Source organism: Pleomorphochaeta naphthae (assembly GCF_055396005.1).
On the sequence record NZ_AP042457.1, the window covers coordinates 719,888 to 742,153 of the forward strand.

Genomic DNA, 22,266 nt, shown 5'->3' on the forward strand with positions numbered 1-22,266 from the left:
CTTGTAAAAATAGGAATTACTATGCGATATATATCTAAAAAATTAATGAGTGCTTTACTCACATTGCTACTTTCATCAATAATTACTTTTTTTATATTCAATGTATTACCTGGAGATCCAGCACAAGTAATATTAGGAATAGATGCAAGTGAAGCTCAGCTAGAGCAATTGAGAGAAACTATGAATTTAGATTCTCCAGCTTTATATCGTTATGGCATTTGGTTAAAAAATATTTTACAAGGAGATTTAGGTATTTCTTATAAATATCAAACTCAAGTCGCAACGTTAATTTCAGATGCAATTAGTGTAACATTGCAATTATCTATTTATAGCCTTTTGTTAACTTTAATAATATCAATACCTTTTGGTCTTTTATTAGTTACGAAAAGAGATAAAAAAAGCTTTATTCCCTTATCTATTATATCCCAGATAGGAATGAGTATACCAGCGTTTTGTGTCGCTATATTTTTAATAGCTATATTTACTGTAAAGTTACAGATTTTACCCTCTATAGGGTATGTATCTTTTAGGGAAAATCCGCTTTTAAATCTAAGAAGTTTATTATTACCGAGTTTATCAATAGCGATTGGAGCTTCATCAATAGTAGTAAGATATTTAAATACGAGTGTGCAGCAACAAGTAAAAAAAGATTATGTTAGAACAGCTTATAGTATAGGGTTAAATGAAAAAACAGTTTTATATAGATACGTTTTAAGGAATGCTTTAATTCCCGTTATTACGATAGTAGGATTAATAGTTGCTGATATTTTAGGAGGCAGTATAATAATTGAGAATGTATTTGGACTACCTGGAATTGGAAAATTAATAACAAGTAGTATTACTAGTAGAGATTTACCACTAATTCAAGCCTTAGTTTTATATCTTTCTCTTATAGTAGTTGTAGTCAATTTTTTAATTGATATTTTATATAAAGCAATTGACCCTAGAATCAGAATAAAGTAGAGGAAAATGTGAAAAAGTATTTTAGAAATAAGAATTTTTTATTTGGATTTATTTTCTTAAGTTTTATTCTCTTGATTGTTATTTGGGGTTATATAGCACTTCCTTACGATATAAATGAAGTAAATATAAAGGAGAAGTTAGCCTCCTTTTCTTCAGATCATCTACTAGGAACAGACCATTTAGGTAGAGATATATTATCTAGGATAATGGTTGGAACTCGTTTAAGTTTAACAATAGGCTTTTATGTAGTTCTTTTTGGGTTTGTTATTGGCACACCACTTGGGGCAATAGCTGGTTATTTTGGTGGAATAGTTGATGAAATAATAAAAAAGTTAATAGACACCTTAATGGCATTTCCTGGTGTTTTGATAGCTCTTATGCTAATTGCTGTATTTGGATCAACAAGCACAAATATAATTATAGCCTTAACAATAATGAGCATACCTAGATTTTCAAGAATAGCTAGAGGCGGATATTATACATACAGAGAGGCACCTTTTATTTTAGCAACAAAAGCTAGGGGAGCTAGCACTTTAAGAATAATGATTTTACATATATTTAATCATATCTACGGTGATTTATTAGTTACTTCCTCCTTAACCTTTGCTAGTGCAGTATTATCTGAAGCAGGGTTAAGTTATTTAGGATTAGGTATACAACCTCCAAATCCAAGTTTAGGGAAGATGGTTAGTGATTCCCAAGCCTATATATTACAAAAGCCTTCATATGTAATAGTTCCAGCTGTTTTTATAATCATATTAGTAATGGGCTTTAATTTAATTGGAGATGGAATTAATAAAGTGTTAGAAGAGGAAAAAGAAAATGAGTAAAACAGTATTAGAGATGAAAGATTATTCACTTTCTTTAAATATAAATAACAGACAAGTAAAAGCTGTAGATGGTGTTAATTTACGAATCAATGAAGGTGAGATTGTAGCTTTAGTTGGTGAGAGTGGTTGTGGAAAAAGTCTAACAGCTTTATCAATTTTATCTTTGTTGCCAAAAAATGCAAGGGTAATTGGAGGAGAGATAAATTTTAAAGATAAAAATCTTTTAGAATTGACCACAAAACAGTTAAACACAATTAGAGGTAATGATATTTCTATAATCTTCCAAGAACCAATGAGTGCCCTAAATCCATTAATAAAGATTGGAAATCAAATACTTCACTCCCTCGTAAATCACAATAAAGATGTAATAAATCCTAAAGAGAAAGTTAAATTAATGTTAAAACAAGTAGGATTGGATGATGTAGAGAGAATCTATTCTAGTTATCCACACCAATTGTCTGGTGGTATGCGACAAAGAGTTATGATTGCAATGGCTTTAATTAATAGCCCTCAATTGCTAGTAGCAGATGAGCCAACTACTGCTTTAGATATCACAATTCAAGGACAAATTCTTGATATTCTAAAAGAAATGAATAAGAAGTTAAATACAGCCGTTCTATTTATTTCTCATGATTTAGCATTAGTAAAAAACCTATGTGATAGAGTATATGTTATGTATGCTTCTATGATAGTTGAAAGTGCAACAATAGATAATATTATTTTGAATGCTAAACATCCTTACACAAAAGCTCTATTAAAATCTCTACCTTCTATAAAACAAAGAGGTAAAAAACTCTCATCAATAAAGGGAATTGTCCCAAAACTAGAAAATAGAGAAGAAAACAATTGTCCATTTGCACCTAGATGTGAGTTTGCAAAAGAAATCTGTTTTAATAAAAAGCCTGAATTAATTAAATTTAAAGACAATTATGTAAGATGTCATTTTGTAAAGGAGTTAAATAAATGAGTATAGTAAAAGTTGAAAATCTTTCATTTGCTTACAAAAATAATATTATATTGAATGACATTTCTTTTGACATTAGAGAAGGCGAAACTTTTGGCTTAGTTGGAAACAGTGGATCTGGCAAGAGTACTCTTGCATTAATATTATTAAAATTATTAAAAAACTTTAATGGAAATATTTATATAGAAGGGAAAGATATTTCATCAATTAAAACAAAAAAAGCATTAAAAGCATTTTATAATAATGTGCAAATAGTATTCCAAGATCCATACAGTTCTTTAGATAGTAAAAAAACAGTAGGTTATCAAATAGAAGAGCCTTTAATAATACATAGAAACTGTACAAAAAAAGAAAGAAGTTCTAGAGTCAATCAGATAATGGAACTTGTAGGTTTAGATGTTAAATATAAAAATACATATCCTCATCAATTATCAGGAGGATTAAGACAGAGGCTTGCTATTGCAATAGCTTTAGTATTAGAACCTAAGTTTATTGTTCTAGATGAGTGCGTTTCAGCCTTAGATATTAGCATTCAAGCTGGAATTTTAAATTTATTAAATGATTTAAAGACTAAGTTAAATTTAACATTTTTATTTATTTCTCATGATTTAAATGTAGTAGGTTATATTTGTGATAGAATAGCAGTATTAAACGAGGGTAAAATCGTTGAGATTCAAGATTCACAAAACCTATTTAAAAATCCAATTGATTCATACACGAAAAAATTGTTTAATAATAGTTATTATGAATTGTAGAAGATACTAGGAGTTAAATATATGATTAATACAGAGATTATATTCTTTTTCATTTATTGCTTTATAGGATGGATATGTGAAGAAATATATTGTTCTGCATTAGCAAAAAAAATAGTTAATAGAGGTTTTTTACATGGCCCATATTTACCAATATATGGTTTTGGTGCAATGACTGTTTTATTTTTATTAGAACCTTTTATTGACAATGTTTTTTTGCTTTTTATTTGTGGAATGGTTGCCACAAGTATAATAGAATATTTAGGATCTTTATTACTCGAAAAGATTTTCCATATTAAATTATGGGATTATAGTAAAAATTTTTTAAATATTAATGGTAGAGTTTGCTTATTAAATTCAACAATGTTTGGGCTTTTAAGTTTGTTGATGGTCTACGTAATCCATCCCTTTGTTTCAAATTTTATAAATCAACTTCCAGAAATAATTCAATATTATATAGCCTTAGTGATTATAGTTGGAATGAGCTTTGACTTTGCTTTATCTGCAGCTAAGATGTCAGCTTTCAATAGAGCATTAGAAGAAATCAAAGATAGAAGTGAAGAAGTTAAAGAGAGATTGAAAGTACTAAGCGAAACTAATAAGATTGAACTTGTTCAAGCCCTAAAAGAAAGATGGAATGAAGAATTAATAACAAGAAAGGCTCGACTTGCAAGACGTAATAAGCGAATTATTTTAGCTTTCCCAAGCATGGTTAGTAAAAATGTTTTTATAGATAATATGTTAAAAAAGGTGAGAGTTGATTTTACTTCCTGGTTAATTCGAGGTAAAAAACAGTATGAAGAATTAAAACAGAGACGTAAAAATTTGATGAAATAATAATGATATAGGAGGAATATAATAATTAATTGTTTTAATACAAATATTTATATATTTTGATATATAAATAATATGATTATTATAAAAAACATATGAAAGATATACTAGATAAAATACACAGTGAATTAAATAAAGAAAATACAAATGTGAAGTTAATGTGTGTTAGTAAAAATCACCCATATCAAGCTGTTGAAGAAGCTTATAAATTAGGGGAGAGATTATTTGGAGAAAATAGAGTTCAAGAAGTAGATTCTAAATTTCCAAAGAAAGAAGCTCGTCCTAAAGATTTAGAATTACATTTAATAGGGCACCTTCAATCTAATAAATGTAAAAAGGCAGTAGAGTTATTTGATTCAATTGACAGTGTAGATTCTATAAAAATATTAAATAAAATTAACAATAGTGCTAAAGCTATAAATAAAAAGATAGATATTATGTTAGAATATAATAGTTCTAAAGATGAAAATAAGACAGGCTTTGAAAATTATGAAAAAATAAAAGAAGCTGCAATTTTAGCAAGTTCATTAGAAAATGTTAATTTAAAAGGTTTGATGACAATTGGACCATTATATGGAGATGAGGAGAAAATTAGAGAAGCCTTTAGGTTAGTTAGAGACATTAAAGATAAATTAGAAAGAGAATTAAATATAAAAATTGATGAATTGAGTATGGGAATGAGTGGTGATTATAATATTGCTAAAGAAGAAGGCTCTACTATAGTTAGAATAGGAACTAAGATTTTTGGTAATAGAGATTATAGCAAAAAAGGATATTAAATGAAAAAAAAAGTAATAGCTATGTGTTTAATAATAATACTATCAACTTTACCTATATATTCAACAAGTGTTGAGTTAAATAACTATGAGGAATATACAATAGATGAATTTCCATCCTGGAGTCAAAAACTAAGGCGGGGTGAGAGTTTATTTTTTGGATCATTAGCTATAACTTTTCCTTTATCTGTACTTTCATACAATCTAGCTGTCAACTCTTCATTAATAAGCTCTTCAAGTAGTAATTTAACTGATTTAAAATATGAAGTAACTATAGCAGCAATTTTATCACTTTCAATTGCCTTAGGTGATTATATATTAGGAGAAATGGAATAAATAAATGTCAAAAAGAGATATAAGTCATACAATAGTAGCTGAGGGAATTGAATCGAAAACTAGAGTCGATAGTTATATAGCTCAAAATATAGAGGGATTATCTAGATCTTTAGTTGCAGATAAAAATACAGAAATATATATAGATAATAAACTAGTAAAAAATAGTGCTAAAATAAAAAATGGCCAAACCATAGAAATTAAATATAGCGAAGATTTTTTTGAAGGTATTGAAGCTGAAGATATAAAGCTTTCACCCTTATACGAAGATCAAGATATTCTAGTGATTAATAAAGAACAAGGTTTAGTTGTCCATCCTGGTGCAAATAATTACAATCATACCTTAGTAAATGCTCTTGTATTTAGATATGGAGATGAGTTTCAACTAGAATTTAAAGATGAAGAGACTCAAGAAGATAACGAATTATTTCTTAGACCAGGAATAGTACATCGCTTAGATAAAGACACTAGTGGTGTAATGGTTATTGCTTTAAATAGAAGTAGCCAAAGGAACTTATCTCAACAATTTAAAGATAGAGAAACAAGTAAAATTTATATAGCTTTAGTTAAAGGTTATTTTAAAAAAAGAAGAGGTAGAATTACAACAAATATAGTTAGGGATTCAAAAGATAGAAAAAAATATACAACCTGTGATGAAACAAAAGGGAAGAAAGCTGATACTAGTTATTTAGTACTAAAACAATATAGAGGCTATGCCTTAATTAGAGTAAATATTCACACGGGAAGAACACATCAAATTAGAGTTCATTTAAAAAGTATAAATCATCCTATTTTAGGTGATCCAATCTACTCAAATTCTGATAAAACTTTTAAAGATGCTACTTTAATGCTTCACGCCTTGCAACTTGAGTTAAAGCACCCAAAAACAGGGGAAAAAATGAGATTTAGAGCACCAATGCCAAATAGATTTAAAGAAGTAATTAAAAAAGTAGATCCCTTTGTAATGGAAAAGGGGCAAAATCAAAAATATTATGAAAGTGCAGAGAAAATTAAAAATAAATAAATTAAAAACGATTATTCCTTTCAGATATAATTTGATTTCTTAGCCAAGGAGAAGCAGTTTCTTCAGTCAAATCTGGATTGAATAATCTTTCATTTTTAATTTTAGTAGGGGCCCCATGACCTGGGAAAACTAAAGTATTATCATCAAAATTCAATAATTTGCTTTTAATAATTTTTATCAATAAAGATCTTTCCACAAAACCAGGAGTTGAACCAATTCTTGTGGCCATTAAAGTGTCTCCTGTAAATAAGGCATGACCAATTTTAAAAACTAGTGAATCAACACTATGTCCAGGTAGGTGGATAGCTTCAATTTTGATACCGTCGCAGTCAACAATTGATCCGCCTGCTATTTCAATCACATCAAAATCATAAACTTTATTAGTGTAAGCATATACATCAGGTTTATAAAGTTTTAATAAAGTTCCCACACCACTTGTATGTGATTGGTGTCTATGAGTTAATAAAATAGTACTAATAGTATAATTATTTCTTTCAATTATGCTAATAAGTTCATTATCAACATGGCCTGGATCAATTAAAACAGCTTGACCACCTTGATTTGGGCCAATTACATAAGTATTACAAAAACCTACTACAGAAAAGTGTTGATAAATTCTCATTTGCTAGCATCCTCATAATTCGAATATCTGAAGTTCAATCGTCTTTGTTCAGTTTCTCTAAAATCAGCTTTTTTCAAGTTGCAGTCTTCAAAATTCACATCTCTTAAGCAAGAACTGCAAAATGTTGTAAAATATAAATCACAACAACTAAAATCACAGAACCAAGCGTCAATACCAGCAAAGTTATTATGTATTAAAAGGGAATTAGAAAAGTCACAATTAATGATTTTGCTTCCAGAAAAAACTGAGTATCTTATATCAGTATCTTTAAAAGTACAATTATCAAAAAAACAAAAATCAAAAAAACAAGTAGTAATTTTTGAAGATGAGAAATCTACATTTCTAAATGTACACCAAGAAAAATTTGATGATGAAAAGTTTTTTTGTTTAGTAGATAAGTTCTCAAATTCTGCATGAGAAAATGTAATATCTCTAATTAATTCTTTTGTTTCCAAAAATATAAACATTTTTTTTAACAAATCTTTTTTATTTTCTGAATGCCTATAGCAGTAATCACTATCTAAAGTAGCAAAAGCATTACAGTTTTCTTTCTTACAAGTTTTAAATTCGAACATATTTTTAGACTATCAGAAATAAATAGCTTGTCAAGTCCCTTCCTTTTGTCTAACATGCATTATATGAAAGGAATAATTACTCGCGGTATAAATAATATATACAATGTTGAAATGAATAATGTAATTTATGAATGTAGAATTAAAGGTAAATTATTAAATGATGTTAATGATGAATATAATCCTTTAGCTGTTGGGGACTTTGTCGAATTTGAAGAGACAAATAACCATGAAGGCTTAATAGTTAAAAGACTTGAAAGAAAAAATTGTTTTAGACGTTGGAATATGAAAGGAAAATGTAATCAAAGTGTTGTTGCAAATATGGATTTAATAGTTTGTGTTGCAAGTTGTGGAAGCCCTCCTTTTAGACCTAGGTTTATAGATCGTGTTATAGCAAGTTGTGAAAATGTTGATATTTTGATTGTTTTAAATAAGTGCGATATTGAATTAAAGCCTTGGGAACAAGAAAGGTTTAATCTCTTTAAAACTTTAGGCTATGATACTCTATTAGTTAGTGCTAAAGAAAACATAAATATTGATAAATTAGTTGAAAAAATTGAAAATAAAGTTGTAGCATTTGTAGGTCAAAGTGGAGTTGGAAAATCAACATTAATAAACCAATTGCTTGGAACTGAGCAAAGGACCAATTTAGTAAGTGAAAAATATAATAGAGGAAAACATACAACAAATTATTCAATATTGCTTAGAAAAGGCAATTTAAATATAGTAGATACTCCTGGAGTAAGAGAAATTATGGTTCCACATAGGGATCTTGTTGAAATAGCAAATTCATTTCCTGAGTTTTTAAAGAACAAAGACAAGTGTTCCTTTGCTATGTGTACACATACAAGTGAACCTGATTGTGAGATAAAGAGAATGGTTGAAAATAATGAAATAGATCAAGATAGATATGAAAGTTATTTAAGAATGATTGATTCATTATTGTTGCAAGGGCCTAAATGGAAAGGCAGTTCAAATTCAACTAGTAAGGCAAGATATAAGATGCCAAAAAAAATAAGAAAATGAAATTATCAAAAAAAACATTAACAGATTTAGGATTTTATCAAGTCCTATCTTTAATTGAAAAATATTTATTGTGTGAAGACAGTAAAATAGAATTAAATAGAAGAAAGTTTATTAGTAATAAGGATGAGTTACTTGAATTACAAGATAAGATTCAAGATATATTAATTTTATTAGAAAATCCTGATGTAAACAAACCTAGCAATTTCCCCTCATTAGAGCAAACTTTTAAGAGTTTAGAAAAGGTCTATCAAAATATTGATGGAGTTAATTTATATAATGTTGCAACATTTATAGAAAGTGCCATTTCCCTATTTAATTTTATAAATACACCTATTTTTTCAAACAAAAAGTCTTCTCATATTTCACAACTATTAGGGGATGAAATTGATGAAATATTAATTAAATTCAAAGAAGATACTTTTTATGCTTTAGACGAGAGTGGAAAAGTAAAAGAAAGTCATCCCTTAATTAGAGCCTTAGTAAAAAAAGTTGAAAAGTCAAAAAGAGAGAGAATTAACTTTACTAGAGACTTCATAAAAACAAATAAAAATTATTTACAAAGTGATCTAGAAACATTTCGAGATGATAGAATAGTTATACCTGTTAAAAATGATTCAAAATCTAAAATTCAAGGCTTTGTTCATGGAAGTAGTTCAAGTGGAAATACAATTTATTTAGAACCCTATAAATTAGTTGAATACAACAATTCTGTAGTATTAGCAGAACAACAGATACAAATAGAAATAGCTAAAATATATAATGAATTGAGTTTAAAACTTAGAAAATGTAAAGAATCTCTAAAACAATTAGCTAATAAAGTTGAAAATGTAGATATTTTATATGCATTTGCAAGATGGAGTAAAGAAAACAAGTGTACTAAAGTTAATTTAGACAAAGATAAAATTAAATTAATTTATGCAAAACATCCATTATTAGGTGATAAAGCCGTTCCTATTTCGCTAGAAGTAGATCAAAAAATAAAGTGCGTAGTAATTTCAGGGCCAAATGCAGGTGGTAAAACAGTTACAATCAAAACAGTAGGTTTATTTTCTTTATTAAATCAATTTATTGGATATATACCTTGCCAAGAAGGGTCAATCCTTCCTATTTTTGATAGGATTTATACTGATATTGGAGATGAACAGAGTATAGAGCAAGAACTATCTACTTTTAGTGGACACATGCATAGTCTATCGAAAATATTAAAAAATTCAACACAAAGATCTCTTGTGATTTTAGATGAGCTTGGATCTGCAACTGATCCAAACGAAGGAGGAGCGATAGCTCAAAGTATCACAGATTATTTATTAGATAATTGTAGATATGCCTTTATTACTTCACACTTAGCATCTTTAAAACATAAAGCTTATATAAGCAGTCAAATGTTAAATGCTTCCATGGAATTTGATGAAAGTAATCACCTTCCAACCTTTAGAGTAGTTTGTGGGCTACCAGGAGACTCTCATGCTATAGATACAGCAACAAGGATGAAATTGCCTAAAGAGGTAATAGAAAATGCTAAGAAGTATTTAGGAGATGATCAACTACAAATTGGACAAATAGTTAAACAGTTAGAAAATGAAAGAAATGAAGTTAGAAAAAAAACTTTAGAACTTAAAGAAAAAGAAATAGCTTTGAACCATTTAAAAAGGGAAGTTGACTTATTTAGATTAAAAGTTAGGCAAAAAGAGCATTTACTTAAAAAAGAACAGGCTACTGAGTTAGCTAGATATATAAATCAAAGCAGAAAAGAATTAGAAAATCTTGTAAATAAATTAGTTACAGGAGAAATTACTAAGGATAAAACAAAAGCTGTTAAGGATTTTATAAAAGAGTTAGATCAAACCGAAAAAAAATTTAATGAGCAAATTACAGAAGAAGAAAAAGAATTTGAAACAAAACGAGAGCCATTTGTTATAAAAGAAGGGATGAGAGTTCTTTGTGGTAACAGTAAGAGAGAAGGTGTTGTTTTAAAAGCTGATGGAAAAAACAGATGGCAAGTACAAGTTGGATCTTTAAAAATTTCATTTAAGGAAAAAGATTTATACCAGGCAAAGTCAATGCAAACATCAACTAAAGTTAGCATCTCTTTTGCGAATGAAACACCAAGACCAAAAACTAATATTGATGTAAGAGGTTTAACATTGGAGGAAGCTTTAGAAAAAGTTCAAAAACAATTAGAAGCATGTTTAATTCACAACTTTAATACTTTTTCTATAATCCATGGATTTGGAGATGGCATATTACAAAGTGGTATTCAAAACTTTTTAAAAAATCAACAACAAGTAAAAGATTACTATTTTGCATCCCCAAATGATGGAGGAATGGGCAAAACATACGTTACCTTATAAACATTAAGCTATTGTCAATTAAAAATAAATAAATATGATTGCAAATATAGAAATTTAGGTGTTATAATAAATGCTCTGTTAATAATTTTACCTAGGAGGCTTATAATGTCAGATTATATGCATGGAACTGGAATTCAATATCATCTACACATAAAAAAAGGAGATGTTGGTAAATATGTAATTTTACCAGGAGATCCAAAAAGGTGTAAAAAGATTGCAAAATATTTTGATGAACCAAAATTAATTGCCGATAATAGAGAATATATTACATATACAGGGTATTTAGATGGTGAAAAAGTTTCTGTAACTAGTACAGGAATTGGAGGGCCTTCTGCTTCAATAGCAATGGAGGAACTATATAAATGTGGTGCCGATACCTTTATTAGAGTCGGAACTTGTGGTGGAATTGATTTAGATGTTGTTGGTGGAGATGTAGTTGTAGCAACTGGGGCTATAAGATTTGAAGGGACTAGTAGAGAATATGCACCAATTGAATTCCCAGCAGTAGCAAACTTTGATGTAGTACAATGTCTTAGAGAGGCAGCTAAAACTTTAGGTTTTAAAAATCACACTGGAATTGTACAGTGTAAAGATTCTTTTTACGGACAACACTCTCCTGATACAATGCCAGTCAGTTATGAACTAAATAATAAATGGGAAGCATGGAAAAGACTTGGTGTATTAGCAAGTGAAATGGAAAGTGCTGCCTTATTTACTGTTGCATCATATTTAGGAGTAAGATGCGGAAGTGAATTCTTTGTAGTTGGAAATCAAGAAAGAGAAAAACTTGGAATGGATAATCCAATTTTACATGATACTGAAAGTGCAATTAGAGTTGCAATTGAAGGTATTAGAAATTTAATAAAATTAGATAAACAATAAAAATTAATATGCACTTTTATATAATTTTGGCTATTGAATAAAAAGATTATTCAATAGCCTTTTAAATTTTAAAACTAAATCTATATTATTTAGATTTATCTTTTCTAAAACACATAAACCAATCTAGGCAATACATGTCTTCATCCTTACTTTCAACTCTTTCTTTAGCAGTACCACAGCTTCCTGGAGTTGGAACAATAACATCGTCACCTTCTCTCCAATCTGCTGGAGTTGCACAATTTTCACTATCAGCTTTTTGTAAAGCTTGAATAATTCTTTTAATTTCGTCAAAATTTCTACCTGTTGAAAGTGGGTAGTAAAGAATTGTTCTAATTTTTGCTTCAGGGTCAATAATGAATACAGCTCTAACAGCCTGTGTTCCTGATTGATTAGGTTGAATCATACCATATTTTTTTGCAACATCCATTTTGATATCTTCAATTAATGGGAATTTAACATCAAGGTTTTTCATTCCTTTCCATTCTAATTCATGAATTTTTCTAAGCCAAGCAATGTGAGAATAAAGGGAATCGACAGATAAGCCAATTAACTGAGTATTCAGTGCTTTAAAATCTTCTTCTAAAGAAGCAAAAGTCATAAATTCAGTAGTACAAACGGGAGTAAAATCTGCTGGATGGGAAAAAAGTACAACCCATTTACCTTTAAAATCTTCAGGGAAATTAATTTGTCCTTGAGTTGTTGTTGCTACAAAGCTAGGTGCTTTGTCTCCTAATAATGGCATTCTTGTGAAATCTTCCATAATAAAAATCTCCTATATATTATTTTTATTTCTTATGATTCTAAGATAATACTAATGATAATGAATGTCAATAGTAAATTTATATTATTTAGTAATTAATATTAAAAGAGAATAAAGAAACAAAAAAAATACATTTGGTACAAAAAGTATCAAATGTATTTAAAAAGTAAATCGGATTGAATTAGTAATATAATTCAATATTTTTAGATTTGAATTCAACAACAACTTTTTTTAATAATTCATCTAAAGATTCCTCTTCATTTAAAAAAGCAACAGGTTCAATACTAAAAAGTTCTAAACCAATTTGAGTGTATTCATTTTGAAGTTCAGAGTTTTGGTAAAGACCTAAATCAAGTTGAAACCTAATATTTTTACTATCTTCAATAATATTTTCACTTTTTACAAATAAAGACTTATCACTTTGAAGATTATATATTCTTAAAATACCTTTAGTCGGTCCTTCATTTAAATAGTGAGACAAATTTGGATTTTTTAGCATAATTTTTCCTAGATTTATTAATATTACCTATTATTATATACAATTAAACATAGCTATAATAGTATATTTAATATAAAAGATAAGGTATATGAAATAATTCTAGCTTAATAAATATTGCTAATAATATAATTATTGATATATTAAAGCAAATCTTTTAAAAAATGAAAGTTTCTTTTTTATTAACCCTCATCCCAAGTTAAATAAGTTTCCCATTCTTCTACTATTATATTATTTATATATTTATGCACAGCTATATCACCTTTACTTTCGCTATCGCCATTATAATAAATTCCAAATTCAAACTTTAATGTATCACTTCCTTCCTTTTCACATACATATGTTAATAAGGCTTCAATTACACTAGGATATTCAGAATCGATTTCTTCTTGTGTATAAGTTGTTGTAATAGTGTATCCATTCTCATTTAGAGTAGATGTATCAAATTCCGTTGCCCTTTGATAAAATATAAGATCTTCATGGGATTTATTACTACCTTGAATAACATCAATACCTTCACTATTAACTACAGCTGTCCCTAAAGTTGAATCATAGTTAATATATAAGGTTTGGGTTAAGTAAGCTGGTAGGGTGGCAAGTATATTAGAGATATTTAATTCACATGATGTAAAATTAAAGACAATAATACAAAATAAAATAAAAACTGATAAACGTTTTTTCATGACAACACTCCTTAATATAAAATTTATTTTTAGCACATAATAATTTTATATTAGGAATATAACTATTTACAAATGTGACAAACGTTTGCATTAAATAAAATAAGATAAATTTGTTATATTATTCTGCTATTATTTAAAAAAATAAGTATTTATATATAAAAATATGAAATTATAATATTTTATTTGCCCAAAAAGTTTTATTCTTGATATTATAAAAATAATTAATCATATGTTATATTTGATTACATATTATTATTTTGATAAGCTATAAATTATTATCATTAAATTAAGGTTAAAAAAAACAAAATTACATTAGACATAAAATTGAGTTTTTAGTATATTAGTAAATGTTGTATTTTGTTTTATGAAAATAACGCTAAAATATTAAAGGTAGGTATTATACTATGGCACAACAAATTCAGGATTTGGTTGAATCAATTCAAAAAGAAGGAATTGAAAAAGCCAATAAAAAAGCTGAGCAAATAATAGCAGATGCTAAAGCAAAGGCAGATGATATTATTAAAAGTGCTAAGAAAGAAGCAGATAAAATTCTTTCTGATGCTGATAAAGAAATAGCTTTACGCGATCAAAGCGCAAAAGCCTCCTTATCACAAGCAGCACGTGATGTTCAACTATCTCTTAAAAAAGCTCTTACTGCTCAAATTAACTCTTTATTAGAAGAAAAAATTACTAAGTCTTTCAAGTCAAAAGATTTCACTAAGTTAATTAAAGAAGTAATTTCTTTAGGTTTCTGTGATGTTCAAAACACAGAACTTCAAATAAGTGAGAAAGATTATGATCAACTAGCAGAAGTTCTAACAAAAGAATTAGGTGATAAAATCAAACAAGGCTTAGAAATTAAACCAGTTAAAAGTGTTAATGTTGGCTTTAAATTAGCTGATAAAGATGGTACTGGATATTTTGACTTTAGCACTGAAGCTACTGCCAAACTTATGATTCCTTTCCTTTCACCAGCAATTGCAAAAATTGTTTTTAATTAAGGAGTAACCAGTGGCTTCTTATTATTATTTAGTTGCAACATTACCAATGCTAAAATATGAAGACTCTTGTCCATTTACTTGCGATGAGTTTCTAAAAATGTGTTCAAGTAATGTTAGTAAAAAAGACTATAAAATCATCTCAGAGGCCCTTTCAGGTAACAGTGCTTCGCATCCATTTGTTAAAAAATGGTATAAATTTAACAATAGTGTTAAAAAAGAATTATCCGAACAGAGAAGCAAAAAGCTAAATATCAAAAGTGATAAATACAAAAATACTAATGATAAAGAATTTAGAATTGTTGAAGGCGTAAGGGCAGCTTTAGCTGCAAAAAATGCTTTTGAAGGAGAACTTCTCTTAATGAAGTTATACTGGAAGTACCTAGATGAAGAGAGTACTAACCATGTTTTCGATTTAGAAGGCTTATTGGCTTTTGCAATTAAACTTAAGCTTCTAGAGAGAAAATCACGTTTTGATACAGTAGAAGGGAATAAGGAGTTCAAATCTTTATTGAATAATCTACAATCAACAATGAAAAGCAATTAATGGAGAACATGATGGATAATATGAAAGGACGCGTCACCGGCGTCAATGGAAATATGGTCAATGTAGAATTTGATGGTAACATTTCCAAAAATGAGGTGGGTTACATTCATGTTGGTAACACTCGTTTAAAGGGCGAAGTTATAAGAATTAACTCAAATGTAGCGAGCTTACAAGTTTTTGAATCGACCACTGATGTAGCCGTCGGCGATGAAGTTGAATTTACAAATGAAATGTTAAGTGTAGAATTAGGACCAGGATTACTTCAACAAATTTATGATGGTCTACAAAACCCTCTACCTGAATTAGCTAAAGAATGTGGCTTCTTCTTACAAAGAGGTGTTTATTTAGATCCTATTCCTAATTTAGATTGGGAGTTTACACCTACAGTTAAAGTTGGAGACAGTGTTGCAGCAGGCGATACTATTGGTACAGTTCCAGAAGGCTTATTTACTCACCAAATAATGGTTCCTTTTAATATAGTAAGAGGCGAATGGAAGATAAAAAAGATTGTTAAAAAAGGCACATACAATGTTAGAGCCAATATTGCAACAATTGAAAATCAAGATGGAGATACTAAAGATTTGTCAATGGTATTCTCTTGGCCTGTAAAAGTTCCAATCTCTTGTTACGAAGAAAGATTAAGACCTGACGAACCATTAGTTATGAAAGTCAGAATTATTGATACTTTCTTACCAGTAGCTAAAGGTGGAACATTCTGTGTTCCTGGTCCTTTTGGTGCAGGTAAGACTGTTTTACAACATATGGAAAGTAAAAATGCTGATGTTGATGTTGTAATTATTGCAGCTTGTGGTGAGAGAGCAGGTGAGGTTGTAGAAGTATTAAAAGAATTCCCTGAGTTAACAGATCCAAAAACAAATAGATCTTTAATGGAGAGAACTATTATTATATGTAATACTTCATCAATGCCAGTAGCTGCTCGTGAAGCTTCTGTTTATACAGCTGTAACAATGGCTGAATATTATAGACAAATGGGATTAAATGTCCTACTTCTTGCAGATAGTACATCACGTTGGGCTCAAGCTATGAGAGAGATGAGTGGACGTCTTGAAGAAATTCCAGGTGAAGAAGCTTTCCCTGCATATCTTGAAACTCGTATTGCTGAATTCTATGAAAGAGCTGGTAAAGTTAGATTAAAAGATGGAAGAACTGCTTCTGTAACAATCGGTGGTACAGTTTCTCCTGCAGGTGGTAACTTTGAAGAACCTGTAACTCAAGCAACTTTGAAAGTTGTTGGAGCTTTCCATGGCTTATCTAGAGAAAGAAGTGATGCAAGAAAATATCCTGCAATCAACTCCCTCGAATCATGGTCAAAATACACAGGCGTTATTGATTCAAAATTAGTAGAATACGCTAGAAACATCTTATTCAGAGGTGCTGAAGTTAATCAAATGATGAAAGTTGTTGGTGAAGAAGGAACAAGTGTTGAAGATTATATTACCTACCAAAAAAGTGAGCTTCTAGATTCCGTATACTTACAACAAAACTCTTTTGATCCAGTTGATGCTTCAGTTAGTGTTGAAAGACAAAGATACAGCTTTAATTTATTATTTAAAGTATTAGCCGCTAATTTTGATTTAAAAGATAAAAAAACAGTTCGTTCATATTTTAATGAAATGAGACAGAAATTCTTAGACTTGAATAACGTTGAGTTTAAATGTGAGAGATTTGGACAAATTGAGGGTGAAATAAAAGCTCAATTCGATAATAATTTTGTAAGCTTTGAAGAAAAAGCTGAAAAATTAATGTAAGTGGAGTGTAAAATGCAAAAAGTATATACCAAAATTGAATCCATTATCGGTAATGTTATTACTGTTAGAGCAAAGGGTATAAAAAATGGAGAACTTGCAATTGTTACAACAGCAACAGGTGAAAGCTATGCCAACGTTATTAAATTAGATAAAGATTTAGTTTCTTTACAAGTATTTGCTGGTGCTGCTGGTATTTCAACAGGAGATAAGGTTCGCTTTTTATCACACTCTATGAAAGTATCTTATAGTGATAATCTACTTGGAAGAATTTTTACAGGTAGTGGTGTTCCAAGAGATAATGGTCCTAATTTAGACGAAAATATGATCGATATTGGTGGTCCATCTGTAAACCCTGCAAAACGTATTATTCCTAGAAACATGATTAGAACAGGTATTCCAATGATTGATGTATTTAATACATTAGTTGAAAGTCAAAAGTTACCAATTTTCTCTGTTTCTGGAGAACCATATAACCAATTATTAGCTAGAATTGCTATGCAAGCTGAAGTTGATTTGATTATTTTAGGTGGTATGGGACTAAAATATGATGACTATTTATTCTTTAAAGATACACTAGAAAAAAGTGGTGCTATGAGTAGAACAATCATGTTTATCCATACAGCAAGTGATCCTACTGTTGAATGTATGCTAGTTCCTGATATGGCTTTAGCAGTCGCAGAAAAGTTTGCTATAGATGGTAAAAAAGTTCTTGTTTTATTAACAGATATGACTAACTTTGCTGATGCAATGAAAGAAATGGCAATTACTATGGACCAAGTTCCATCAAACCGTGGTTATCCTGGTGATTTATATTCTTCATTAGCTTCTAGATATGAAAAAGCTGTTGACTTTGAAGGAGCAGGTTCTTTAACAATTTTAGCAGCAACAACAATGCCTGGTGATGATGTTACTCACCCAGTACCAGATAACACTGGATATATTACTGAGGGTCAATATTATTTAAAAGGTGGCAGAATTGAGCCATTTGGTTCTCTTTCAAGACTTAAACAACAAGTTAATAAAGACACAAGAGATGACCACAGAGCATTAATGGATGCAATGATTAAGTTATATGCATCATACAAAGAATCTTTAGAAAAGAAATCTATGGGATTCCAAATGACTGAGTGGGATGATAAATTACTTAAGTACGGTCAATTATTCGAATCAAAAATGATGGACTTAAGTGTAAATATTCCTCTTGAAGAAGCTTTAGATTTAGGTTGGGAAATTTTAAGTGAATGTTTTGAACCTAATGAAACAGGATTAAAGAGTGATTTAATTATCGCACGTTGGCCTAAGAAGGATGCTTAGGAGGTAACATGGCAGTCAAATTGACCAAAAACGAGCAAAAAAAGCAAAAAGATCAGCTTAAACAATTTACTCGATATCTTCCTACCTTACAGTTGAAGAAACAACAACTTCAAATGGTTATAAGAGGTATAGAGAGTAGGATTAAAGAGTTGCGCCTTGAGCAAGATAAGCTTGTTGATGGAATGCAAGACTGGATTTGCGTTTACGCGGAAAATGCAGCCTTTGATAAAAATAAAGATCTATCTAATATTGTTAGAGTTGATAAGGTTGTCAAAGTTAAGAGTAATATAGCTGGAGTTACAATACCTGAATTTAAAGAATTAACTTTTAAAGAAATTGATTATGATTTAGCTGAATATCCTTTGTGGGTAGATGATGGTATTTTAACACTTAAAGAATATGCTAGACTTGATGCTTTGATAAGTACTTTAGAAACTCAAATCGACTTATTGTCAAAGGAACTTAGAACTACATCTCAAAGGGTTAACCTTTTTGAAAAAGTTAAGATTCCTGAGGCAAAAGAGAATATTAGACGAATTGGCATTTATCTAGGAGATCAACAGACAGCAGCTGTTGTAAGAGGTAAAATTGCTAAAAGTAAAGTTGTGGGGGTTTCTTAGATGATAGTACCCATGAAAAAAGTAACAGTAATTGTTCTCTCTCATGATAAAACTGATATGTTAAAAACTCTTCGTAAGAATGGTTTAATGCATATTTATACTGATAATTCAAAGAGTAAAAAAGGTGAACAATTATTAAGTGAGTTGGAGCTATTAAATAGAGCAAAAGTTAATATTGAAGATTGTTCTTGTGATAAAAAAGAAATTAAACAAGAGATACTTGATGAAAGTGATTTTGTTAAATTACATAAGGAAATTAGTCAAAAGATTAATGATCAAAAAATATTACAAGAAAATATCGTCAAAGATAATTTAACTATTGATAGAATTAAGAACTGGGGTAATTTCGAACCTAGTGATATTGAAAAATTAAAAGATAATGGAATAGAACTAACTTTTTATACTTTAGGAAAGAAAGAATTAGCTTCAATTGATGAGAATGTTGAATATATTCAACTAGATGAGGTAGATAAGCAAATAGCTATAGCGACAATCAATGAAAAACTTGATCCAGCATTTCCAGCTAAGATGTTTGAACTCCCTTCAGATAGTCTAAACTCCTTAAGACAAAGAGTAGAACTAAATTCAAAAAAAGTTGAAGAAATTAAAGCTTATTTAGCTAGTTGTGCTAAATATTTAGATTGTTATCAACATTTTATTAAAAAATGCGAGATGGAAATCCAATTTGATCATGTTTCCTGTAAGACTCAATCTGATGATAATCTTTCTTACATAACTGGCTACATACCTATGACTAAATTTGACAAGTTCCAAAAAGTTGCTAAAAAGAATAGTTGGGGTTATATGAGTGAAGATCCAGGGGAAGATGATAATCCTCCAACCTTAGTTGAATATAGAAAAGGTGTTGGAATTATAAAACCTTTATTTGATATCTTAGGTACAGTTCCAGGCTATCATGAAGGTGATATTTCACTATGGTTTTTAATGTTCTTTACTCTATTCTTTGCAATGATTATCGGGGATGCAGGATATGGTCTTATATTCTTGTTAGCTGGTGTATTAATGCAAGTTAAGAGTAAAAAATTAACTACTGCTAATCTACTGTTGTATGTTTTGTCTATAGCAACAATGATTTGGGGGTCGTTAACAGGAACCTGGTTTGGATCTGAAATAATATTAATGAATACCCCATTAAAGCATTTAGTAATACCTAAAATTACGAACTTCCCAACCGATTTTGATTTGACATCAAAGACGACTCAAGACAATATAATGCAGTTCTGTTTTATTTTAGGTACAATACAATTAACTTTAGCCGAAGTTATTAATATTGTAAGAAAAATAGGCAAAAAAGACATTTCTTTGATTGCAGATATTGGTTGGACAATGGATATATTAGTTCTATATTTTGTAGTATTAAATCTTGTTATCCAAGCTCCATGTAATTATTCAATAGTATTCCCAATAATCTTGGTTGGCTTTGTATTAGTTACATTATTTGGAGCACAAAAACCTGGTCAATCTTTTGCAAAAGGTATTAAAGAGGGTCTTGGGGGAATTTTTACTAATTTCTTAGATACAATAAGTTGTTTCTCTAATCTTATGAGTTATATTCGTTTGTTTGCAGTTGGACTTGCAACACTTGCAATTGCTCAAAGTTTTAACCAAATGGCAGCGCCATTGATGGGTGGAGTAACAACTATAGTGGCAGTAATTATATTAATTATTGGTCATTCTTTGAATTTAGTAATGGGTCTTTTATCTGTCATCGTTCATGGTGTTAGATTGAATTTATTAGAATTTTCTGGACAACTTGGAATGGAGTGGTCAGGAATTGAATATGAACCGTTTAAAGAAACGGTAACTGAAAATGTTAAATAGGTTGTATAAATAACAACTAAGGAGATTAAAATGAATAGTTTAGGTTTTATTGGTTTAGCTTGTGCTTTGGCTCTTTCAGCAATGGGTTCTGCTTTAGGTGCAGGTATCGCTGCTCAAGCTGCTGTAGGTGGATGGAAGAAGTGTTATGCTAATGGTAAGCCAGCTCCATTTATTATGGTTGCTTTTGCTGGTGCTCCTTTAACACAAACAATTTACGGTTTCTTGTTAATGAACTTCATTACAAGTGCTTTAGATGCTGGCGCTTCATCAATTTTAGCTCTTGGTGTAGGTGTATTTGGTGGTATCGCAATTGGTTTATCTGCATTAATGCAAGGTAAAACTAGTGCAAATGCTTGTGATGCTTTAGCAGAAACTGGAAAAGGTACAGCAAACTACTTTATTGTAATTGGTATTGTAGAAACAGTTGCATTGTTCACATTGGTATTCTCACTACTATTATTACAATAAGCATTTTTAATATATTATTTATGGGAGCTCTTTATGAGCTCTTTTTTTTATATCTATTAATAGCTTAAGTTTTTTAAGGATAAAAAAATTCCTTTTTGTTAGAAAAAATATAAGAAAAATTTAAATATGAGTTTAAATTATAAATGTTATATAAACTCTCTAAATTTAGTTTTTTTGAAATAATTGATAATAAAGTATTAAATTAAATATTAATTAATTTTATTTAGAGTAAGTAAATAATATATTATGAGTGACTAATAGTTTATAAATTAACATTTTAATTGACATTAGCTGACTTTTTACCAAGTTTAAGAAAAACATAGACTAAGTAAGTTTAAACTAGTAGCCCAGCTAAAAATTCTTAACAATATTAGCTATAAGCACTATCTTTAAATATTTAGCATTTGCCAATTCTTCTACTGTTGAATTAAATACAACTATAGAAGGTTTTTCAGTTCAATATTTTTTATATTATTATTCTAATTTACTTGAAGAAGGTTCTAGTGTATATGAAATTGAGATTTAACAGCCTCTAAATTATGGTGGAAATACAAATTTCTTTTTAATTTATGCTTCTTCTAACATGAATGATGATTTAGCTATTGATGTTGATATTACTACAACTTCATTTACTACTACATTAAACGATGATGCACAATTTTATGATTCATATATTAAACCAAATATTTCAGTGAAATTCAATCAAAGTAAAATTCCAGCTAGTTATTTTGAAAGGCAAATTGTTTATGCTTTTACTTTCAGTTGGGATGGTAATCCTAATCTTCTAGCAGGAGAATATGTTAGTCTTGAATATGTAATTAATTAATATATCTAAAATGT

The 22,266-nt window shown here is 29.3% G+C and carries 24 protein-coding genes; 19 read left to right on the forward strand and 5 right to left on the reverse strand.

Annotated features, from left to right (window positions below):
* Window positions 1–21: 21 nt before the first annotated feature.
* The 8 genes from ACZ5SO_RS03355 (at window position 22) to ACZ5SO_RS03390 (ending at window position 6,476) form a co-directional block, all read left to right on the forward strand.
* Window positions 22–963: an ABC transporter permease gene (locus tag ACZ5SO_RS03355; RefSeq protein ID WP_464626771.1), complete on the forward strand. Its 942-nt coding sequence runs from the start codon at window positions 22–24 to the stop codon at window positions 961–963.
* 8 nt (window positions 964–971) lie between these two features.
* Window positions 972–1,793, forward strand: coding sequence for an ABC transporter permease (locus ACZ5SO_RS03360; RefSeq protein ID WP_464626772.1), 822 nt, complete (start codon window positions 972–974; stop codon window positions 1,791–1,793).
* Window positions 1,786–2,760, forward strand: coding sequence for an ABC transporter ATP-binding protein (locus tag ACZ5SO_RS03365; protein WP_464626773.1), 975 nt, complete (start codon window positions 1,786–1,788; stop codon window positions 2,758–2,760). Before ACZ5SO_RS03360 ends, ACZ5SO_RS03365 begins: the two co-directional genes overlap by 8 nt.
* A complete protein-coding gene (locus ACZ5SO_RS03370; RefSeq protein WP_464626775.1) occupies window positions 2,757–3,512 on the forward strand; it encodes an ABC transporter ATP-binding protein in 756 nt (251 codons plus the stop codon). The genes ACZ5SO_RS03365 and ACZ5SO_RS03370 overlap by 4 nt, the downstream gene beginning before the upstream one ends.
* A 21-nt stretch (window positions 3,513–3,533) precedes the next feature.
* Window positions 3,534–4,346, forward strand: coding sequence for a putative ABC transporter permease (locus ACZ5SO_RS03375; protein WP_464626776.1), 813 nt, complete (start codon window positions 3,534–3,536; stop codon window positions 4,344–4,346).
* 92 nt (window positions 4,347–4,438) lie between these two features.
* The gene (locus ACZ5SO_RS03380) at window positions 4,439–5,122 is read left to right on the forward strand and encodes a YggS family pyridoxal phosphate-dependent enzyme (protein WP_464626778.1); all 684 of its coding nucleotides are present in this window, start codon (window positions 4,439–4,441) and stop codon (window positions 5,120–5,122) included.
* The gene (locus tag ACZ5SO_RS03385) at window positions 5,123–5,455 is read left to right on the forward strand and encodes a hypothetical protein (RefSeq protein ID WP_464626786.1); all 333 of its coding nucleotides are present in this window, start codon (window positions 5,123–5,125) and stop codon (window positions 5,453–5,455) included.
* Between the two features lie 4 nt (window positions 5,456–5,459).
* The gene (locus tag ACZ5SO_RS03390; RefSeq protein WP_464626788.1) at window positions 5,460–6,476 is read left to right on the forward strand and encodes an RluA family pseudouridine synthase; all 1,017 of its coding nucleotides are present in this window, start codon (window positions 5,460–5,462) and stop codon (window positions 6,474–6,476) included.
* A 1-nt stretch (window position 6,477) separates the two neighbouring features.
* Here the strand turns inward: ACZ5SO_RS03390 and ACZ5SO_RS03395 are convergent, their stop codons facing one another.
* The gene (locus ACZ5SO_RS03395; RefSeq protein ID WP_464626789.1) at window positions 6,478–7,098 is read right to left on the reverse strand and encodes an MBL fold metallo-hydrolase; all 621 of its coding nucleotides are present in this window, start codon (window positions 7,096–7,098) and stop codon (window positions 6,478–6,480) included.
* Window positions 7,095–7,673 carry a pentapeptide repeat-containing protein gene (locus tag ACZ5SO_RS03400; RefSeq protein WP_464626791.1) on the reverse strand — a complete coding sequence of 193 codons (579 nt, stop codon included), beginning with the start codon at window positions 7,671–7,673 and terminating at the stop codon, window positions 7,095–7,097. The genes ACZ5SO_RS03395 and ACZ5SO_RS03400 overlap by 4 nt, the downstream gene beginning before the upstream one ends.
* A 63-nt stretch (window positions 7,674–7,736) precedes the next feature.
* Between ACZ5SO_RS03400 and rsgA the strand changes: the two genes are divergently transcribed.
* From rsgA to udp, 3 genes are all read left to right on the forward strand, one after another.
* Window positions 7,737–8,696, forward strand: a complete 960-nt coding sequence (gene rsgA / locus ACZ5SO_RS03405; protein ID WP_464626792.1) for a ribosome small subunit-dependent GTPase A — start codon at window positions 7,737–7,739, stop codon at window positions 8,694–8,696.
* Window positions 8,693–11,047: an endonuclease MutS2 gene (locus ACZ5SO_RS03410; RefSeq protein ID WP_464626793.1), complete on the forward strand. Its 2,355-nt coding sequence runs from the start codon at window positions 8,693–8,695 to the stop codon at window positions 11,045–11,047. The genes rsgA and ACZ5SO_RS03410 overlap by 4 nt, the downstream gene beginning before the upstream one ends.
* 105 nt (window positions 11,048–11,152) lie before the next feature.
* The gene (gene udp, locus ACZ5SO_RS03415) at window positions 11,153–11,929 is read left to right on the forward strand and encodes a uridine phosphorylase (protein ID WP_464626794.1); all 777 of its coding nucleotides are present in this window, start codon (window positions 11,153–11,155) and stop codon (window positions 11,927–11,929) included.
* 85 nt (window positions 11,930–12,014) lie between these two features.
* Here the strand turns inward: udp and ACZ5SO_RS03420 are convergent, their stop codons facing one another.
* From ACZ5SO_RS03420 to ACZ5SO_RS03430, 3 genes are all read right to left on the reverse strand, one after another.
* Window positions 12,015–12,689, reverse strand: a complete 675-nt coding sequence (locus tag ACZ5SO_RS03420) for a peroxiredoxin (protein WP_464626795.1) — start codon at window positions 12,687–12,689, stop codon at window positions 12,015–12,017.
* A 181-nt stretch (window positions 12,690–12,870) separates the two neighbouring features.
* Complete coding sequence (locus ACZ5SO_RS03425; RefSeq protein WP_464626796.1) at window positions 12,871–13,188, reverse strand: GIY-YIG nuclease family protein; 318 nt, start codon at window positions 13,186–13,188, stop codon at window positions 12,871–12,873.
* A gap of 179 nt (window positions 13,189–13,367) precedes the next feature.
* Entirely contained in the window at window positions 13,368–13,868 is a 501-nt protein-coding gene (locus ACZ5SO_RS03430; protein WP_464626797.1) for a hypothetical protein, read from the reverse strand.
* 404 nt (window positions 13,869–14,272) lie between these two features.
* Here ACZ5SO_RS03430 and ACZ5SO_RS03435 point away from each other — a divergent pair, with 404 nt between their 5' ends.
* From ACZ5SO_RS03435 to ACZ5SO_RS03470, 8 genes are all read left to right on the forward strand, one after another.
* Entirely contained in the window at window positions 14,273–14,869 is a 597-nt protein-coding gene (locus ACZ5SO_RS03435) for a V-type ATP synthase subunit E (RefSeq protein WP_464626798.1), read from the forward strand.
* 10 nt (window positions 14,870–14,879) lie between these two features.
* Complete coding sequence (locus ACZ5SO_RS03440) at window positions 14,880–15,413, forward strand: DUF2764 family protein (RefSeq protein ID WP_464626800.1); 534 nt, start codon at window positions 14,880–14,882, stop codon at window positions 15,411–15,413.
* An 11-nt stretch (window positions 15,414–15,424) separates the two neighbouring features.
* The gene (locus ACZ5SO_RS03445) at window positions 15,425–17,182 is read left to right on the forward strand and encodes a V-type ATP synthase subunit A (protein WP_464626801.1); all 1,758 of its coding nucleotides are present in this window, start codon (window positions 15,425–15,427) and stop codon (window positions 17,180–17,182) included.
* 12 nt (window positions 17,183–17,194) lie between these two features.
* Window positions 17,195–18,496 carry a V-type ATP synthase subunit B gene (locus ACZ5SO_RS03450; RefSeq protein ID WP_464626802.1) on the forward strand — a complete coding sequence of 434 codons (1,302 nt, stop codon included), beginning with the start codon at window positions 17,195–17,197 and terminating at the stop codon, window positions 18,494–18,496.
* An 8-nt stretch (window positions 18,497–18,504) separates the two neighbouring features.
* Window positions 18,505–19,116, forward strand: coding sequence for a V-type ATP synthase subunit D (locus ACZ5SO_RS03455; RefSeq protein ID WP_464626804.1), 612 nt, complete (start codon window positions 18,505–18,507; stop codon window positions 19,114–19,116).
* Window positions 19,117–20,958, forward strand: a complete 1,842-nt coding sequence (locus ACZ5SO_RS03460; protein ID WP_464626805.1) for a V-type ATP synthase subunit I — start codon at window positions 19,117–19,119, stop codon at window positions 20,956–20,958.
* Between the two features lie 30 nt (window positions 20,959–20,988).
* The gene (locus tag ACZ5SO_RS03465) at window positions 20,989–21,426 is read left to right on the forward strand and encodes a V-type ATP synthase subunit K (protein WP_464626806.1); all 438 of its coding nucleotides are present in this window, start codon (window positions 20,989–20,991) and stop codon (window positions 21,424–21,426) included.
* Window positions 21,427–22,009: 583 nt separating this feature from the next.
* Window positions 22,010–22,252 (forward strand): hypothetical protein, encoded by a 243-nt coding sequence (locus ACZ5SO_RS03470; protein ID WP_464626807.1) that lies wholly within the window; start codon window positions 22,010–22,012, stop codon window positions 22,250–22,252.
* The last annotated feature ends 14 nt before the right edge of the window (window positions 22,253–22,266 follow it).

Excerpts from the sequence above, each read along its gene's own strand:
- ACZ5SO_RS03355 (WP_464626771.1), top strand. The coding sequence starts at position 22 with ATGCGATATATATCTAAAAAATTAATGAGTGCTTTACTCACATTGCTA.
- ACZ5SO_RS03365 (WP_464626773.1), top strand. The coding sequence starts at position 1,786 with ATGAGTAAAACAGTATTAGAGATGAAAGATTATTCACTTTCTTTAAAT.
- ACZ5SO_RS03370 (WP_464626775.1), top strand. The coding sequence starts at position 2,757 with ATGAGTATAGTAAAAGTTGAAAATCTTTCATTTGCTTACAAAAATAAT.
- ACZ5SO_RS03375 (WP_464626776.1), top strand. The coding sequence starts at position 3,534 with ATGATTAATACAGAGATTATATTCTTTTTCATTTATTGCTTTATAGGA.
- ACZ5SO_RS03380 (WP_464626778.1), top strand. The coding sequence starts at position 4,439 with ATGAAAGATATACTAGATAAAATACACAGTGAATTAAATAAAGAAAAT.
- ACZ5SO_RS03385 (WP_464626786.1), top strand. The coding sequence starts at position 5,123 with ATGAAAAAAAAAGTAATAGCTATGTGTTTAATAATAATACTATCAACT.
- ACZ5SO_RS03390 (WP_464626788.1), top strand. The coding sequence starts at position 5,460 with ATGTCAAAAAGAGATATAAGTCATACAATAGTAGCTGAGGGAATTGAA.
- ACZ5SO_RS03395 (WP_464626789.1), bottom strand. The coding sequence starts at position 7,098 with ATGAGAATTTATCAACACTTTTCTGTAGTAGGTTTTTGTAATACTTAT.
- ACZ5SO_RS03400 (WP_464626791.1), bottom strand. The coding sequence starts at position 7,673 with ATGTTCGAATTTAAAACTTGTAAGAAAGAAAACTGTAATGCTTTTGCT.
- rsgA (WP_464626792.1), top strand. The coding sequence starts at position 7,737 with ATGAAAGGAATAATTACTCGCGGTATAAATAATATATACAATGTTGAA.
- ACZ5SO_RS03410 (WP_464626793.1), top strand. The coding sequence starts at position 8,693 with ATGAAATTATCAAAAAAAACATTAACAGATTTAGGATTTTATCAAGTC.
- udp (WP_464626794.1), top strand. The coding sequence starts at position 11,153 with ATGTCAGATTATATGCATGGAACTGGAATTCAATATCATCTACACATA.
- ACZ5SO_RS03420 (WP_464626795.1), bottom strand. The coding sequence starts at position 12,689 with ATGGAAGATTTCACAAGAATGCCATTATTAGGAGACAAAGCACCTAGC.
- ACZ5SO_RS03425 (WP_464626796.1), bottom strand. The coding sequence starts at position 13,188 with ATGCTAAAAAATCCAAATTTGTCTCACTATTTAAATGAAGGACCGACT.
- ACZ5SO_RS03430 (WP_464626797.1), bottom strand. The coding sequence starts at position 13,868 with ATGAAAAAACGTTTATCAGTTTTTATTTTATTTTGTATTATTGTCTTT.
- ACZ5SO_RS03435 (WP_464626798.1), top strand. The coding sequence starts at position 14,273 with ATGGCACAACAAATTCAGGATTTGGTTGAATCAATTCAAAAAGAAGGA.
- ACZ5SO_RS03445 (WP_464626801.1), top strand. The coding sequence starts at position 15,425 with ATGGATAATATGAAAGGACGCGTCACCGGCGTCAATGGAAATATGGTC.
- ACZ5SO_RS03450 (WP_464626802.1), top strand. The coding sequence starts at position 17,195 with ATGCAAAAAGTATATACCAAAATTGAATCCATTATCGGTAATGTTATT.
- ACZ5SO_RS03455 (WP_464626804.1), top strand. The coding sequence starts at position 18,505 with ATGGCAGTCAAATTGACCAAAAACGAGCAAAAAAAGCAAAAAGATCAG.
- ACZ5SO_RS03460 (WP_464626805.1), top strand. The coding sequence starts at position 19,117 with ATGATAGTACCCATGAAAAAAGTAACAGTAATTGTTCTCTCTCATGAT.
- ACZ5SO_RS03465 (WP_464626806.1), top strand. The coding sequence starts at position 20,989 with ATGAATAGTTTAGGTTTTATTGGTTTAGCTTGTGCTTTGGCTCTTTCA.
- ACZ5SO_RS03470 (WP_464626807.1), top strand. The coding sequence starts at position 22,010 with ATGAATGATGATTTAGCTATTGATGTTGATATTACTACAACTTCATTT.